The organism is Spirosoma flavum (assembly GCF_042686045.1).
In the GTDB taxonomy this organism is placed as follows: domain Bacteria; phylum Bacteroidota; class Bacteroidia; order Cytophagales; family Spirosomataceae; genus Spirosoma; species Spirosoma flavum.
Window position 1 is genome coordinate 389,779 of record NZ_JBHUOM010000023.1, and the last position, 17,278, is coordinate 407,056.

13 protein-coding genes are annotated in these 17,278 nt (G+C 46.7%); 12 read left to right on the forward strand and 1 reads right to left on the reverse strand.

Going from position 1 to position 17,278, the window contains the following annotated elements; all coding sequences use genetic code 11:
• Positions 1–26: 26 nt before the first annotated feature.
• Entirely contained in the window at positions 27–1,925 is a 1,899-nt protein-coding gene (locus ACFS25_RS22330) for a DNA topoisomerase IV subunit B (RefSeq protein ID WP_381505422.1), read from the reverse strand.
• A gap of 247 nt (positions 1,926–2,172) precedes the next feature.
• On the opposite strand from ACFS25_RS22330, the gene ACFS25_RS22335 reads away from it, so the two are divergent.
• The 12 genes from ACFS25_RS22335 to ACFS25_RS22390 all read left to right on the forward strand — a co-directional run bounded on the left by ACFS25_RS22335 (position 2,173) and on the right by ACFS25_RS22390 (position 17,272).
• Positions 2,173–4,764 carry a polysaccharide biosynthesis/export family protein gene (locus ACFS25_RS22335; RefSeq protein ID WP_381505423.1) on the forward strand — a complete coding sequence of 864 codons (2,592 nt, stop codon included), beginning with the start codon at positions 2,173–2,175 and terminating at the stop codon, positions 4,762–4,764.
• A gap of 16 nt (positions 4,765–4,780) precedes the next feature.
• Positions 4,781–5,905 carry a hypothetical protein gene (locus ACFS25_RS22340; protein WP_381505425.1) on the forward strand — a complete coding sequence of 375 codons (1,125 nt, stop codon included), beginning with the start codon at positions 4,781–4,783 and terminating at the stop codon, positions 5,903–5,905.
• 41 nt (positions 5,906–5,946) lie between these two features.
• On the forward strand, positions 5,947–6,786 hold the full coding sequence (locus tag ACFS25_RS22345; protein ID WP_381505427.1) for an ABC transporter permease: 840 nt from the start codon (positions 5,947–5,949) through the stop codon (positions 6,784–6,786).
• Positions 6,787–6,897: 111 nt separating this feature from the next.
• Entirely contained in the window at positions 6,898–8,154 is a 1,257-nt protein-coding gene (locus tag ACFS25_RS22350) for an ABC transporter ATP-binding protein (protein WP_381505429.1), read from the forward strand.
• A 91-nt stretch (positions 8,155–8,245) separates the two neighbouring features.
• Positions 8,246–9,355: a DegT/DnrJ/EryC1/StrS family aminotransferase gene (locus tag ACFS25_RS22355; protein ID WP_381505431.1), complete on the forward strand. Its 1,110-nt coding sequence runs from the start codon at positions 8,246–8,248 to the stop codon at positions 9,353–9,355.
• Between the two features lie 99 nt (positions 9,356–9,454).
• A complete protein-coding gene (locus tag ACFS25_RS22360) occupies positions 9,455–11,551 on the forward strand; it encodes a hypothetical protein (protein WP_381505433.1) in 2,097 nt (698 codons plus the stop codon).
• Between the two features lie 59 nt (positions 11,552–11,610).
• Positions 11,611–12,318, forward strand: coding sequence for a WbqC family protein (locus tag ACFS25_RS22365; protein ID WP_381505435.1), 708 nt, complete (start codon positions 11,611–11,613; stop codon positions 12,316–12,318).
• Between the two features lie 64 nt (positions 12,319–12,382).
• On the forward strand, positions 12,383–13,036 hold the full coding sequence (locus ACFS25_RS22370) for an acetyltransferase (RefSeq protein ID WP_381505437.1): 654 nt from the start codon (positions 12,383–12,385) through the stop codon (positions 13,034–13,036).
• A gap of 84 nt (positions 13,037–13,120) precedes the next feature.
• Positions 13,121–14,299, forward strand: a complete 1,179-nt coding sequence (locus ACFS25_RS22375; RefSeq protein ID WP_381507054.1) for a glycosyltransferase family 4 protein — start codon at positions 13,121–13,123, stop codon at positions 14,297–14,299.
• A 41-nt stretch (positions 14,300–14,340) separates the two neighbouring features.
• Entirely contained in the window at positions 14,341–15,417 is a 1,077-nt protein-coding gene (locus tag ACFS25_RS22380; RefSeq protein ID WP_381505439.1) for a glycosyltransferase family protein, read from the forward strand.
• Positions 15,414–16,448, forward strand: a complete 1,035-nt coding sequence (locus tag ACFS25_RS22385; protein WP_381505441.1) for a glycosyltransferase family 9 protein — start codon at positions 15,414–15,416, stop codon at positions 16,446–16,448. Before ACFS25_RS22380 ends, ACFS25_RS22385 begins: the two co-directional genes overlap by 4 nt.
• On the forward strand, positions 16,445–17,272 hold the full coding sequence (locus ACFS25_RS22390; RefSeq protein ID WP_381505443.1) for a DUF5672 family protein: 828 nt from the start codon (positions 16,445–16,447) through the stop codon (positions 17,270–17,272). Before ACFS25_RS22385 ends, ACFS25_RS22390 begins: the two co-directional genes overlap by 4 nt.
• Positions 17,273–17,278: the final 6 nt, after the last annotated feature.

Consider the following 17,278-nt stretch of genomic DNA (forward strand, 5'->3'; position numbering starts at 1 on the left):
ACCCCTTTTACGCCTTACCCTAAAATTTATACCAGAGCCACTTCGTCTACGTCTTTCTCGACACGCAAATTGTCGATAATGAACCGTTGGCGGTCGGGCGTGTTTTTGCCCATGTAATAACTGAGTAACTTAGGAACTGACGTTTCCTTTTCCATAATGACTGGTTCCAGACGCATGTTTTCGCCAATAAACAAGCCAAATTCGTCCGGCGAAATCTCACCTAAACCCTTAAAACGTGTTATCTCAATCTTTTTACCGCCCTTTGTCAACTTATCCATAGCGGCTTGCTTTTCCTCTTCCGAATAGCAATACGTTGTCTCTTTATGGTTTTTCGGGTTACGTACCCGAAACAATGGCGTTTCTAAAATATACAAATGACCATTGCGCACCATGTCAGGAAAAAATTGCAGAAAAAACGTCAACATCAGCAATCGAATGTGCATTCCGTCTACATCGGCATCCGTAGCAATTACAATGCGATTATAACGTAACCCTTCCAGCCCGTCTTCAATGTCTAAGGCGTGTTGAAGCAAGTTAAATTCCTCATTCTCGTAGACCACTTTTTTTGTCAGGCCGAAGCAGTTGAGCGGTTTACCACGCAAGCTGAAAACGGCCTGCGACTGCACATTACGCGATTTGGTGATTGACCCACTGGCCGAATCGCCCTCAGTAATGAACAGTGTAGACTGGTAGCGATCCTCAGCTTTCAGGTCGGGTAGATGGTTGCGACAATCACGCAGTTTTTTGTTGTGCAGACTTGCTTTTCTGGCACGATCATTGGCAAGTTTTTTAATACCGGCGAGTTCTTTGCGTTCCCGCTCCGATTGTTCGATTCGCTTCTTAAGCGCTTCACGCACAGCGGGGTTCATGTGCAGGAAATCGTCTAAGCGTTCTTTAACGAAATCTTTGACGAATGAACTGACCGATTGAGCATTTGACTCAGGAGACATGTTTTGCGACCCGAGTTTAGTTTTTGTCTGCGATTCAAATACAGGTTCCTGAACCCGAATACTCACCGCTGCTATGATTGACGACCGTATGTCCGATACCTCATAATTTTTGTCGAAGTGACGGCGAATCGTTTCAACAACGGCCTCTTTGAGCGCGTTGAGGTGCGTTCCACCCTGCGTAGTATATTGCCCGTTGACGAACGAATAATATTCTTCGCCATATTGATTGCCGTGCGTCATGGCGATTTCAAGATCGTTGCCTTTCAGATGGACAATCGGGTAGCGGAGCGAGTCTTCGTCCTTCTTGGTTTTGTCGCGCAACAGATCGAGCAACCCATTTTGGGATATGTATTTTTGCTTGTTAAACGCGATAGTCAGGCCCGCATTCAGGTAACAGTAATTCCAGATCATATTCTCCAGAAACTGAGGAATGAAATGAAAATGCTTAAATACCGTATCATCCGGCTCGAAGCTAATGAGCGTGCCATTGCGTTCATTGGTCACCTCTTCTCCCCGCTGTTTGAGTTCACCCCGCTCAAACTCGGCCCAGACAGCGCGCCCTTCCCGGAAAGACTGAACCCGAAAGTAGCTGGAGAGCGCATTAACGGCTTTCGTACCAACGCCATTGAGACCAACCGACTTTTGGAAAGCCCCGGAGTCATATTTACCACCCGTATTAATTTTGGAAACGACTTCAACGACTTTACCAAGAGGAATACCCCGACCAAAGTCGCGAACATCGACCCGGTGGTCCGTTACGCGCACCTCAATTATTTTACCAAAGCCCATCACATGCTCATCAATGCAGTTATCGATGGTCTCTTTAATAAGGACATAAATGCCATCATCGGCGGCCGAGCCGTCGCCGAGTTTGCCAATATACATACCCGGTCGAAGGCGGATGTGCTCGCGCCAATCCAGTGATCGGATACTGTCTTCATTGTATTGAACAGGCTGATTCTGCAATTCTGCCATAAAGGATTGTTAAGTAATACACTAAAATAGGCGGCTATATGAACTAGCCACGTTAAGCGAACATCGGAAAAATCATACACCCTCTACGAGAGCACGAAAATTCACCGCACAATACGAAACTATTTACAATCCAACAAAAGTTCGCTTACTTTGCCGACTGAACTGCACTATGTACTACCTAACCCGATTGTTCGTTAGATATGGGCTTCATATTTATTGTAGCCAAGCCGTTCGACATCTTAAAAATATGCAAAATCTAAGAATTTTCCACGTCTTGCCGCTAAAATTTTTTCTTTTTGTTGTTGCTTTTGCTCAACGTCACTTTAGTACGCGTTTAGCCGTTCTATTAGTATCGGTAATTGGCTTGACAGCCCATGCCCAAGTCATAGCTCCAGCAGGAAGTGGTGCCACAACAGCACCCGGCGCAGCCCGGCCAGGCACATCATCTGGCACCGCATTGCCACAAGGTATTAACGCTACTAATATACCCGCTAACATTAAACAACAAATTAAGGGACAGACGACTCAACCCAAGGCCCAGCCTGGAGTTAATGGCCGTACGTCACCAACATCTCAATCCATCACCGACAGAAAACTGCTTACAGATCCTGTTCAGGTTTCCCCAGACACGAACAACCAGGTGCCGATGACCGACGAAGAGATCATCAAAGCCGGTGCCGAACGGGCGCAACTTCGCGAACAACAGGAAAGACGCCGAAAAACATTTGGCTATACGCTTTTCAACGATCCGGCAATGCAGAAAACATTTGAGCCTAACCTGAACATAGCAACGCCCCGTAACTACGTTGTTGGTCCCGGCGACCAATTAAATATTCAGATGTATGGGTTTTCGGAGGCCGAATTTAGCCAAACCGTTTCACCCGATGGCAATGTTTATTTCGCTCAGGCTACCGGTGTTGGACCTGTAGCGGTATCGGGACTGACAGTTGAGCAAACGAAAGCACGGATAATTGGCCGGTTATCCAAGCGATTTGTTGGTTTGCGCACTACATCTTACGGTCCACAAAATACCTATCTGGAAGTCTCCCTGGGGGGCACAATCCGCAGCATCCGGGTAACAGTAACGGGTGATGCAGTGCGACCGGGCACCTATACACTTTCATCGCTGTCGACGGTCATGAATGCGGTCTACCAATCAGGCGGGCCAAACGATGTAGGATCATATCGCAAAGTGCAGCTTATTCGTAACAATAAAATAACCGCTACACTCGATTTATACGATTACCTTCTAAATGGTATTCAACGCAACGACCTGCGCCTTCAGGATAATGATAATATTCGTTTTACGACATTTCTTGAGCGGGTTGAAATTACGGGAACCGTTAAGCGGGCTAATATTTTTGAGATGTTGCCGGGCGAAACGCTCGAACGACTTTTATTCTACGCCGGAGATTTTGCCGCGCAGGCCTACAAAAATCGGTTGAAAGTAACGCGCCTGACCGATCGTGAAGTGAAAGTTATTGATGTTACAACGCCCGAATTCAAGACATTTGCCTTACAGGATGGCGACGTTGTTAATGTTGAGCGGCTACTCGATCGCTTCGAAAATCAGATCACTATTGAAGGAGCGGTTTACAGACCTGGTCAGTATTCGCTTGATAACAATCGGACGTTAAAGCAAATTATCACTACTGCTGAGGGTCTTAAAGGCGACGCTTTTACTGGACGCATTACTATCGTTCGGACGCGTGAAGATCTGGCTATTGAAAACCTATCTATCAATTTGGCAAACATTCTGGCTGGTACCGAAGCCGATATTGCCTTGCAACGCGAAGACCAAATCATCATCCCGTCGCGTTTTGATCAGGTGCAACAGGCGAATATCTCGGTGCAGGGTGAAGTAAATAGCCCCGATACGGAAATTCCATATATGGCTAACATGACGCTGAACGACGCATTGTTGCGTACCGGCGGCATGAAGGAGTCGGCGGCAGCTTCGGTAGTAGAAGTCATACGCCGGAAGAAAGATGCCGACCCCCGTTCTGCATCGGCCCAAATCGCGGAGACTTTCCGCTTTAATGTAAACCGTGATCTCTCGATTAATTCCGATGCCAATAAAGATTTCGTTCTGGAGCCATTCGACCAGATTATTGTGCGCCGGTCGCCAAATTACGCCGTTCAAACGTATGCGTTCGTTGCAGGGGAGGTAATCATTCCCGGCTCTTACCCGATTCGGACTAAAGACCAAAAAGTTTCAGACCTTGTTAATCAGGCGGGTGGGCTAACGCCACAGGCTTATGTAGAAGGTGCAACCCTGGTTCGCCCGGTAAAACTTAGTGCCGACGAGATAAGAAGGAAGCAAAGGGCAATTGACAACGTAGCGGACAATCTAACGAAAACAGTAGTTGAAACAGAAGTAGTTTCACCCAATGTAGCCGAAGCCATTGGCATCAACCTAAAGAAAATTCTGGCTAAACCTGGCTCATCAGAAGATATTCTACTTCAGGAAGGCGACACGTTACGCATTCCTAAATTACTCGAAACGGTACGCATTCAGGGAGAAGTACAGTTACCTAATACGGTTAAATACCGAACCGGGCAAACGTTTCAGGACTATATTTCACAGACAGGCGGATTCACGTCCAAATCCCAGCGTCGGAAGGCATTCATCATTTATGCCAATGGATCCGTTGATCGGACCCGGAAGTTTATGTTCTTTAATGTATATCCAGGTGTTGAACCTGGTGCGGAGATTGTGATTCCAAAACGATCGACGACTCCATTAACCGCTCAACAAATACTGACCTCGACTGTTGGAATAGCCGGTTCCTTGTTAACACTCATCACGACCCTTATCTTGCTCACCCGGGTAAATTAAACAGGCATTTTCAGGTATGGCTTCTACAAACGTAAACGATACAACTAACTCTAATCAACTGGCCTCATCCCGACCGTTGCCGCCCGATCAGATTTCGCCTAAAGCAGTTGTATTGCGTGTTTTTCAAATAAAGCACGTATTTCGGCGGAACTGGAAATTACTGCTCATTCTGGTAGCTGTTGGCGGTGTCATTGGCTTCATCTATGATCTGGCTCACAAGAAAAAGATTACTTATACCGGTACAATCTTATTTAACCTCGGTGGTGGCGGTTCATCTAGTGGTGGGTTACCTGGCGACTTAGGGCAGTTAGCGGGTGCCTTTGGTCTGAATTCGGGCGCGCCGGATGCCAATATTTTTGTTGGTGATAACTTCCTTATTTATGCTAAATCGAGGCCGGTTGTTGAGAAAACATTAATGAAAAATGACACCATTAATGGCAAAGATACGCTGTTGGTAAATTATTATATTCGCCACAGTGGTATCCGCGATGATGAATGGGAGAATAATGATTCGCTGCGCGCTTTTTACTTTAAGAAGCCCAAAGTCGCCACTGAATATACAAAGATGGAACAGGTTGTGATGTCAGATATTTACACCCGCATCGAGACGGAAATGACTGTTAAACAACCAGAGCGAAAATCATCATTTATGGAACTGAGCAGTTTCATGCAGGATGAAAAGTTGGCCGCTACATTTCTGACAAATCACCTCAAAACAATTGAAGAAGACTATCAGCGGAAGCAAACAAAGAAGACCAGCGAGATGTACGAGCTTCTTACATCGCGGGCTGACTCCCTTGCCCAGTTACTGACAGGTACAGAAAACAAGCTGGCTCAATACATGGATCAGAATCAGCAGGTCGTTGTTGCGAAGGCGCGTATCACTGAAAACAAACTAACGCGCAACTCCGGCTTTCTCACTACGCTGTTCTATCAGGCACTGCAACAGGCCGATAATATGCGTTTGTCACTCATCCGCGAAACGCCCTTATTCACGATCATTAAGCCCGTCTATTTTCCATTGTACCGGGAGGTGTTAGCGACAATCGGTATGCAGATTGGGATTATCTTCGGTCTGATTATATCCATAATTGTTATTTTTCTGAGAGAGACGTATCGCTCTGTTATGAAGGAAGAATAACGAGCTGTTTTGTTTAGCGACTCTCCAACTAGTAATCAAATTTGAAAACGTACGAAGTTATAATACAGCCTGGCCGCTCGGAGCGGCATTATTGGCGCGAGTTGTGGCGAAACCGCGAATTGATGTACATTTTGTCTATGCGGGACGTTTCGGTACGCTATAAGCAAACGGCTCTCGGTACAGCATGGGGGCTAATTCGCCCGTTAACAACCATGCTGATTATGGTGTTTGTTTTCAGCAAGATTGCTAAACTACCCGCCGATCCGGGTGTTCCTTACCCATTAATGGTATTGGGGGGCATTACGGTCTGGACCTTTTTTGCAACGTCTTTCACCCAGATCAGCAACAGTGTGACAATGAACTCTAACCTTGTCACAAAGGTGTACTTTCCCCGACTAATCATGCCGATTAGCTCCGTAGCGGTTAGTTTTATTGACTTCCTGGTATCATTGGGCTTGTTCATTGTACTGGCCATCTGGTACCGATTCATACCGGACTGGCACCTGCTCTTGTTACCTGCCTTTATCGCGCTGGCTCTACTGGCCTCATTTGCATTCGGTCTTTTTTTTGCGGCTGTAAATGTAAAGTTTCGCGACATTGGGCAGCTTATTCCCTTTATTGTGCAGGTCGGCTTCTACGTTTGCCCAATTGCGTATAGTAGTCGTCTCGTTGCCGAAAAAGGTGATGTATGGTGGACTCCTTTTTATTGGATGAACCCCATGGTTGGTATTATCGACGGTTTTCGCTGGTCGTTACTAGGCGAAAAAGCGTATTTTAACCCTCAAAGTTTACTTATCTCTGTTAGTATCGTAGTCGTCTGTTTAGCCTTGTCAATTTACTTTTTCCGCAAGCGCGAGAATACTTTCGTAGATGATATTTAACTTTATACGTAAAACGTAACAAAAGCATGCAAAAGCATGGCATAAAACCGTTTGCCAGCTAGCTACTTACGACTTTACGATCGCACGGGTAGTCCCGTTACAACTTTTATTATGTCTGTTATTACTGTCGAGAATATAAGCAAGCAATACATCATTGACCATCAGAAGGGCAAAGGTGCCTCTACGCTGCGCGATGTTATCACGGAAAACTTCCGGGCGATGTTCGGCAGCAAAAAAGACCAGAATACCGTTACACATGAAGAATTCTGGGCGCTACGCGATGTAAATTTTTCAATTGAGCAAGGTGATCGGGTGGGCATCGTTGGGCACAATGGCGCGGGCAAGTCAACCATGCTCAAAATCCTGAGTAAAATCATTGAACCCACTACCGGCACTGTGCGTATACGGGGACGGGTAGCCAGTTTGCTGGAAGTCGGCACGGGTTTCCATCCTGAACTTACGGGTCGGGAAAATATCTATCTGAATGGGTCACTGCTAGGCATGAGCCGCAGCGAAATTCGTAAGCAGTTTGATGAAATAGTAGCGTTCGCGGGGGTTGAAAAATTCCTGGATACACCCGTAAAGCGATACTCATCAGGCATGTATGTTCGGCTGGGTTTTGCTATTTCGGCTCACCTCGACCCCGAAATCATGATTGTCGATGAGGTGCTGGCCGTGGGCGATGCTGAGTTTCAGAAAAAGAGCCTTGGCAAGATGCGGGATAATTCTGCCAGTGGCCGAACAATTATCTTTGTAAGCCATAACCTCACAGCGGTACAGGCTTTATGCAATAAGACATTGTATTTCGAAAGAGGCCAACTTATTGAGCAAGGGGAGACCAACCAGGTAATTGCGTCCTACCTGAGCAAAGTATCAAAAACCCGGCTCCTACGTGAGTGGAATACACCCAAAGAAGCCCCCGGCAACGATTTAGTTCGTGTTAAGCGGATTGAATTAACGCCAGAATATCTTGAAGATCTTACCCACATTGATGTTCGAACGGCTATGAAGTTTCAGTTTGAGTTCTGGAACCTAATGGACCACGCCAATCTGAACTTGAGTCTGCACCTCAACTCAATGACGGGCGAATGTATTTTCAATATTGGTACGCTATCGCAGCCGTATGGTAAAGGTTTGATTGTGGGCGAATGCACAATTCCGGGGTATTTCCTGAACGATGGAACCTATACAATTTCCATGATGATTGTGAAGGATACGGTTACTCCACTCTACGTTATGGAAGAAGGTATTACCTTTGATGTGGAAGATTACCGGGAGGGCATTGCCTGGTACGGAAAATGGCCGGGTTATGTACGCCCTCAATTTCCCTTTCACACAAAAATGCTGGAACCCGTCATCAGCGAATAGTAAACTAACTAGTTGTCTATGAACAGCAAACTTCATCCACAAACTGTTTCTTACACTTGTCTGCTGTTCACTGCAAACCGACTTTTGCTTAATGATTAACGTCACTAAATCATATTTACCAGACCTCGACGAGTACAATAACTACTTAAAAGGCATCTGGGAACGCGTTCACCTGACTAATGACGGTCCGCTTGTGCGCCAACTGGAAGATCAGTTGAAGGAGTTTTTAGGTGTAAAGTACCTGAAGTTTTGTACCAACGGAACCATTGTGCTTCAGATGGCCCTAAAGGCGCTGGACATTACAAAGGAGGTTATTACAACGCCGTTCTCTTATGTTGCCACCACCAACGCAATACTTTGGGAAGGCTGCACACCCATTTTTGCTGATATCAATCCGGACGATTATAACATCGATCCCGATAAAATCGAAGCACTCATAACTAAAAATACACAGGCTATCATGGCTACCCATGTGTATGGAAATGCCTGCCAGATTGAGCAGATTCAAGCCATTGCGGACAAGTACAACCTGAAAGTTATTTATGACGCAGCGCATACGTTCGGGGCAAAATATAACGGTCAGTCGATTCTAAGTTATGGCGACCTGAGTACCTGTAGTTTCCATGCAACGAAGGTATTTCACACTGTTGAAGGAGGCTGTATCGTGACCGATAATGAAGAAATGGCGCAGAAACTGCATCATTATCGCTCGTTTGGGCATCAAAATGATAATTATTACGGCATCGGTATCAACGCCAAAAATTCGGAATTACATGCCGCCATGGGTTTGTGTGTTCTGCCGAAAGTTCCTGAACTGATTGCCGCCAGGAAGAAGCGATTTGGCTATTACGACAGTCAACTCGATTTTAGCAAAATTACCCGTCCATCGCTCTTGCCCGGCATGGACTACAATTATGCTTATTACCCTGTTGTTTTTGATTCGGAGGAGACATTACTTCGGGTAATGGATGCCCTGAAAGCGGATGATATCATGCCCCGACGGTACTTTTATCCTTCACTCAACATGCTCCCGTTTGCGTTTGCTCCCGGCTCCGACACAGCTCAGCCCTGCCCTGTGTCTGAAGATGTAGCACTGAGGGTACTATGTCTGCCACTCTATCCAGATTTGGCCGAAGCCGATGTTGATCGTATTGCTTCCATTGTAAACATGGCCGTTGCCATTGTACCCGAAAGTGTATAGCGTAAAGTGACTGATGACTTATGAACGGACTTACTCCTATCAGGTCCGTTTGTAAGGTCATTTTTCATTCGGGGCCGCCCGCACCATACATTATTCATTATGAGCATTTTATACTTCCTATCTCTCCTCCTGTTTGTCATTTATCTCGGTCGAATCGCGACGGGTATCTGCCGTCGGTCCCTTACTGAATGGTGGCTAACAACCTTTCTGTTAGGGGCTGGAAGTGTTATTTTGACGGGCTTTATACTTTCGGCACTTTACCAAACAGCGAATGCTCCCGTTTGGGCTGGGTCGGTCTTTATTACGGCAACTGTACTGGGTACAATTTTAAGCCGACTGACTCCCCATCAAGAACGTTTTTCGGTACCACTGCTCATTCGCGAACGCTGGCAAACGCTCCGGAGTTGGTTCAGCGAGTTATCAGGTTACTCCCGTTTTCTATTCTCAACTTTATTTGCAACACTGACTGTTATTGCCGTAATGAATCTGTTGCTGGTGTTATTTACCGTTCCCAACGAGTGGGACAGTATGACGGGCCATTTAAACCGCGTGATGCAGTACATACAACGCGGTACGATGCGGCACTTTGGCGGTACAAACTGGAACATAGACACGTACCCCAAGAGCGTTTGTACGCTCCAGATTTATTCTTTCCTGATGACAGGCCGTTTTGAAAATGGCTTTAAGTTTATTCATCACTTGAGTTATTGGACGGCCATTGTAGCTGTATTTGGAATTGTCCAGCGCATTGGTCAGAACCGGTTATCGGCTAGTTTTTTCTGCGCGTTGGCTTACGCCCTGTTACCTGATTTTCTGATGCAGGCCATCACAACCGAAACCGACATTGTGCTAACCGCTTACTTGAGCGTGTTGCTGTACATGTTGTTTACCTACCGAGTTGTCGGCCCACGAGTCAACGGACTACAAAATGCCAAATCGCAACAACCAGCCGACAGCCGTTATCTGTATTTAGCCGGAATGGCCTTTGGTATTGCTTTCGGGCACAAAATTACATTTGCCCTCCTGCTACCATCCGTATTTGTCATTATGATTTATACGGTCTTCTTATCGTCTTCCTGGGCAATTACGTTTGGGAGAACCTGGCGGCTGGCAGTGGCTATTGGTGTGAGCGTGTGTTTGTGGATGCTACCGACAGGCTATCTCAAAAATATTGAAGTGTTTGGTCATCCTATTGGTCCGCCAACAGCCCTCAAACACCAGTCGGTAGAGCGGGCTGGATCACTACCAAATCTGCTTGAACAGGGAAGCCGCAACATGGTCCGCTATGGTTTCGACCACATTAATTTAGACGGTATCCGAAATATTAAAACAGGGGCAGAACTGAATCATGCCATGCGTCAGCCACTGGTTTTAGTAGAGGATAAACTGCATATGCGACTGGATGAAGAAACCGACTTTTCTATTCAACCCTTCGCCTTCGACCGGAAATTTGTTTTTTATAATGCCAATCCATACTGGGGTATTTTTGGCTTCGGACTGGTCTTTCTTTTGCTGTTATTAGTGATGATTGGGTACGTTCGCTCAACACCTCACATATTTCTAGGGATAGCCCTTCTGCTCCATTTCGCAGCTCTCTCCTACTCAGCGCCTTATGACCCATTCAAAGGACGTTATTTCATTGAAACAGGGCTGTTTGGCATCACCTTTCTGGCCTTGTTATTCCTGAATCCGCGTACAACGGTCGATGTTCCCGGCCGAACGATCTGGAAAAGTTATGTGGGAATCGTAACCGTATTAGGTTGCTTATCAGCGCTGATGTGCGTATTTCTAAACACACGGGCCTTGCCGCTTGCCTGGACAGCTCCCGACGAAATAGCGTTCCCGTCGGCGTTTCACTCTGACCGAACCCGACAAATGACGATTGGTCGCCCTGACACGTATATTCCATATAAACGATTCGACGAAGTGGTGCCAGACAGCGCGACGGTTGCACTGGCCACGATTAACGACGATTATGAATATCCGCTTTACGGCCCTAAACTGTCCCGCCGACTTATTGCCATCAACCCATTTGAGCAGGGATTGAAACCAATTCCCAAAAATGCGGACTATCTATTTTTCGACAAAAGCGTTATAAAGCCCCAACCCGGTGATTTACGTTTAGGTACCGACACTACGCTACGCGCTACCATGATCGTACCTGCAGAAGACTATTATCTACGAAAATTACACTGATTTATGAACTATGAGATACCATGTACCTCGTAAAGCATAAATCGTAAATCATATTTCTAATGACCCTTGCCATCATGCAGCCTTACTTTCTGCCTTACATCGGCTACATGCAACTGATGAATGCGGTCGATACGTTCGTATTGTATGACGATGTGGCATTCATCAATCGAGGCTGGATCAACCGTAACAAACTGCTAATCAATGGGCAAGAATACCTCTTTACGGTACCGCTTAAAGATGCCAGCCAGAATAAGCGCATCAATGAAGTACATTTGGCCGACGACCCAAAATGGCGCAGCAAACTGCTGAAGACCATTGAGCAGGGCTATCGCAAAGCACCCTATTATCAAACGGTTATGCCGCTAACCGAAAAAATCATCAATTTTGCCACCGATTCAATTTCCGATCTGGTCCACTTTAGTTTAGTTGAGTTAAATCAGTATCTGGGAATAACCACCCGATTGATTGCGTCCTCGTCGATCTATAATAATGCGGAGTTGAAAGCACAGGAGCGTATTCTGGACATTTGCCTACAGGAGAAGGCAACCCATTATATCAACCCAATCGGTGGCACCGAATTGTATGATAAGCCCCTATTTGCGGAGGCTGGTATCAAACTAAATTTCATTAAAGCCAACCGGGTTGAATACCCACAATTTAACCGGGTCGGCAACGAATTTATCCCCTGGCTGTCAACCTTAGACGCTCTGATGTTTAGCGACATAGCCAGCGTTCGGGTAATGATGGGAGAGTATGAATTGGTATAAACACTGAGTTATAAATGAGTAGTGGCACACCGTTCATCTTTTGTAATTCATCATTCAAACAAGCATGGCAAAAGTTATTATTTTTGGGGTAATGGATACGGCCGAACTAGCCCACTTTTATCTCACGCACGATTCTGAACACGACGTAGTGGCTTTTACCGTCAGTCGTGAGTATATGACCGGCACCGAATTTTGGGGGTTACCGTTAGTGGCCTTTGAGGATGTTGAAACGCTGTTTTCGCCACAGGAATACAAGTTTTTCGCCCCCATGACTGGCCGAAATATGAACCGCAACCGCGAACGGATTTACCTCGAAGCCAAAGCCAAAGGGTATGAATTCATTTCGTACATCAGTTCCAAAGCTACGTTGTTTGGCAACCAGATTGGCGAAAACTGCTTCATTCTGGAAGACAATACCATTCAGCCGTTTACAACTATCGGCAACAATGTTGTGCTTTGGAGTGGCAATCACATTGGTCATCACGGTCAGATAAAAGACCACGTTTTCTTTACATCGCATGTGGTTATGTCGGGGCACTGCGTTATCGAGCCCTATTGCTTTTTTGGGGTAAACAGCACTATTCGCGATTTTCTGCATATCGCTACGGGTACGCTTGTCGGCATGGCTTCGGCTATTTATAAAGACACCGACGAATGGGGATTATACCTCGGCAACCCCGCCAAAAAGCTGCCAAAACCAAGTTACGAAGCCTATTAACGGTATTTTACACGTAGCCAAAGCTGTAACCTGAGGGCCAAAAACTTGTAAACTGAAAACCGAAAGCTGAAAACAATCCTCCTCATCGGCCATGATGCCAACCGCGCCGGTGCACAGCTCGTCTTACTAAACCTGATGCGCCTGCTAAAAGCAGAAAGCATTCATATGCATCTACTTTTGGGCGATGGTGGGCCACTTTTAAATGACTATCGGGCTATTTGCCCAGTCACGATCTGGCCTTCGCCCGACCGTTATGTCATGGGTGCGTTAACCGATAAAGTATTAGGTAAACTAGGGCTTTGGGAGCAGTTTCATGATCGGCAACTGGAGGCTCGACGACGTGAAATACAGGCCCAATTAAATCTCGATTCGGTTGATTTAGTACTGGTTAATACTGTCACGAGTGGTCGTTGGTTTGGTCAATTGGCCATTCCCGGTAGAACGCCGGTCGTCACGTTTGTGCACGAATTGGCTATGTCGGTTCGGCTATATACACGCCCCGACGAACTTGATTATCTCCTTCGTCGCACTACTCAGCTACTGGCCGTATCGAAAGCCACAGCCCGCTATTATGAGCAGCAACACGGCTTCGATCCAGCCCGAATCATGCTCTATACGCTGATTGATACACCCTCGCTGGAGCGTAATGTGCAAGTGGCCCGTGAGCAACCCAATATCTATCCTTCGTTGGGATTACCAGCCAATGCGCTAATTGTAGGAGGGTGCGGCAATGCCGAGTGGCGAAAAGGCAACGATTTGTTCATATCAATAGCCCGGCAGGTAATCGGGCGGGACCCCAATACAGAACAGCCCATTCACTTTGTGTGGGTAGGTGTTCCACCCGGCCCTTTGCACGATGATTTGCTGGACGACATTCAGAAAGCGGGTCTGGCCAACCGCGTTCACCTGATTCCACCAACGCCCGATGTACTGCGCTACATGAGTCGGTTCGACGTATTTTTGCTCTGCTCCCGCGAAGACCCGTACCCGCTCGTGGTATTTGAAGCTGGTTTAAGTGGTGTGCCGGTTGTGTGTTTTGAGGAGGCAGGAGGCTCACCCGAACTGGTCGAAACCGATGGTGGATTTGTTGTTCCTTATCTCGACCTCGACGCGATGAGTAGCCGGGTTCTTGACTTGCTCCATCAGCCTGAACTAAGAGAAAAAATGGGGAAACGCCTTGGACAAAAAATTCTGAAACGTCATCCAGCTAAGCAAAGCGTCGAAACTCTCGTAACTTTGTTTGATAAACTGACCCGGCGATAGATTCTATCATCCCTGTGTTGGCCTTCTGTCGTGCCCGATCTATGACCATTGCATTTACAATCTGTTCTATAAATTACTTAGCCCAAGCTCGGACCCTAGGTGATTCATTACGACAAACTAACCCTGATTATCAGTATATAATTGGACTGGTCGATTCACTGAGCGAGGCTAATTTACCCGCCGAATTGATGCCAGTTTATCCTATGGTCGAAGTGGATTCCATCGGCATTATTGACTTCTCAGCCATGTGTGACCGCTACGACATTACGGAGCTAAATACGGCAGTCAAGCCATTTTACATCGACTATCTTTACAAAACCTATCCCGACGCCACCCAGGTCATTTATTTCGACCCGGATATTATCGTTTTTCAGCCATTGCATGATCTGAACAATGCACTGGCGAGCTACAGTCTGGTACTGACTCCGCATACCTGTTCGCCTACGCCCGATTGGGAAAGGCCAAATGAACAGCATCACCTGAACACGGGTATTTTTAACCTGGGCTTTATTGGTTTGCGTAATGATGCCACAGCTCGAAAATTCGTTGACTGGTGGAAGGACCGCCTGGTATATGAATGCCGGATTGACCTCTGTGCTGGTCTTTTCGTGGATCAGCAGTGGGTAAATTTCGCCCCCGTTTATTACGACAACGTTTTGATTGACCATCACTTAGGCTACAATATGGCTTATTGGAACCTACACGAACGGTATAGTAGCCAGAATGAGACGGGTGAATGGTTTGTGAGTAATAAACGTAAACACGACCAGGTACAGCCCACTGAAAAATTGCAGTTTTTTCATTTCAGCGGCTACAACCCCGATAAGCCAAACGAAATTTCTAAGTATCAAACGCGCTTTGGTTTTGCCCATCAAGATACCGCCAAAACCGATGCACCTTCCCGCTATGTCGATCAGCCGGAACAGCAGCGGCCCGATGTGAGACCCCTGTTTGACTTGTATCGCGACCGTCTGATGGCTAATTATAACAACCAATATCGGGCATATCCCTGCGTTTATATTAAGTCCCCGGTTGTATTGCGGTATCAGCGGATACGTAAATTGCTAAAATCTCCCTTCAACCGAGTTATTGCGCTCTTAGAATCTCGCTACCTATGACGAAGGGGCCAACTTTTCGAGAACTTTGGACATTTCGCTATCACAAGTTCACTCATATTGTAGGGAAATTCTGGTCGTTTGCCGTTAAATATCTCCAACTGCGTCGGCTGAAGAGCCGACTGGGGAACCGTCCTTTGGTGGCTATTATTCTATCGGAACAGATGGGTGATATCATCGGCTGTGAGCCAGTAGCCCGCGAGGTACGCAAGCGTCACCCTGATGGGTATATCATTTGGGTCGTGCGCGAAGCTTACATTGATCTGGTAAAATATAATCCTACTCTTGACGGGTTTCTGATAGAGAAATGTCCTGGAGAGCGGGTGCAATTGCTCCGGTCAGGTATTTATGACAAGGTGTATAACCTGCATATTTCGCACCGCAAGTGTAAATATTGCCCCGAAGACCCTATTAATCCTATCGCCGATCAGCTTGGAGTGACCTTCGATAATTATTATCACCGGGGCGATTTGCTGTACATATTTTCGCAGATCGCTGGGTTACCTGCCCTGACCGCTGACCCAGTGATGTACATTCCGGAAAGCGCTCGGCAAGCCGTACAATCCCGAAATTTACCCAGCCAACCTATTGTTATCCACTGCCAGTCGAGTCACGTTTTGCGCGACTGGCCCGCCAGTAACTGGAATCAACTGGTACAGTGGCTGCTGGCTACCTATCCATATCCTGTTATTGAGGTGGGGCTAGTGCCAACCGTTACCGAAACGAACCCGCGCTTTCTGAGTTTATGCGGCCAGCTAAGTTTACTCGAAACAGCTGAAGTTATTGGGAAAGCCCGTCTGTTCATTGGTATCGATAGTGGCCCTGCTCACATGGCGAATGCGATGAACACTGATGGTGTTATTCTGCTGGGTCAGTTGTTCGATTTTGTCGATTATCTGCCTTACTCCGGTCGTTACAAACGGGGCGAAGGCGTAACTATTCTGAATGATTATGGCCATCCGTGTGCTGAACTTCCGTATGCCTGGGTGCAGGAAGCAACTCAACAGCGATTAGGCCAACCCAAACTTGTATGAAGCAGTCAACGAATGTTAGTGTAAATGTAGTCTTGCCAGTTTACAAATCTCAGCTTACTGATTATGAGGTCATTGCTCTAACTCAATGTTTACGGGTACTAGGAAATTACCCAATCTGGCTAGCCACTCCGCACTCGCTCGACATCTCCGCTTATCGCGAAATTGGCCCAAACTTACAGGCTCGTACATTCGACGATAGCTACTTCTCCGATGTACAGGGCTATAACCGGCTTATGATGTCGGAAGAGTTTTATCAGGCATTTGACGATCAGGAATATGTGTTAATTCATCAGTTGGACGCGTTCGTGTTTCAGGACGATTTGACTTATTGGTGCCAGCAAAACTACGATTACATTGGGGCACCCTGGCTGCGCGACCGCGATTTTACGGGCTGGATTGACAAACTCGACTTTACCATTCGGCAACGGGTGGCGACCTGGTTTAACATCAAAAAACCGGATGGCGTCACTCCCCGCGAGATCATCACCCTGAACGGCGTGGGGTGCGGTGGCCTGTCACTCCGGCGTATACCGGCTATGTTGCGCTGCCTGAAACCTTTCAAGGAAAAAATTGCCGAATACGAGCGATACACCACGCACCATTACCATGAAGATGTGTTTTGGAGTATTGAAGTAAATCGTCACTGGCCACATTTGAGGATTCCCTCCTACCGAAAAGCACTCTATTTCTCAATTGAATTTTATCCCAAGTGGGCTATTGAACACTATAATCAAGGTCAGTTGCCCTTCAGTTGCCACGCATGGAACATTCACGGAACCGATTATTGGCGCCCTATTTTCGCCCGGTATGGCTACCAAATCTGACCCTTC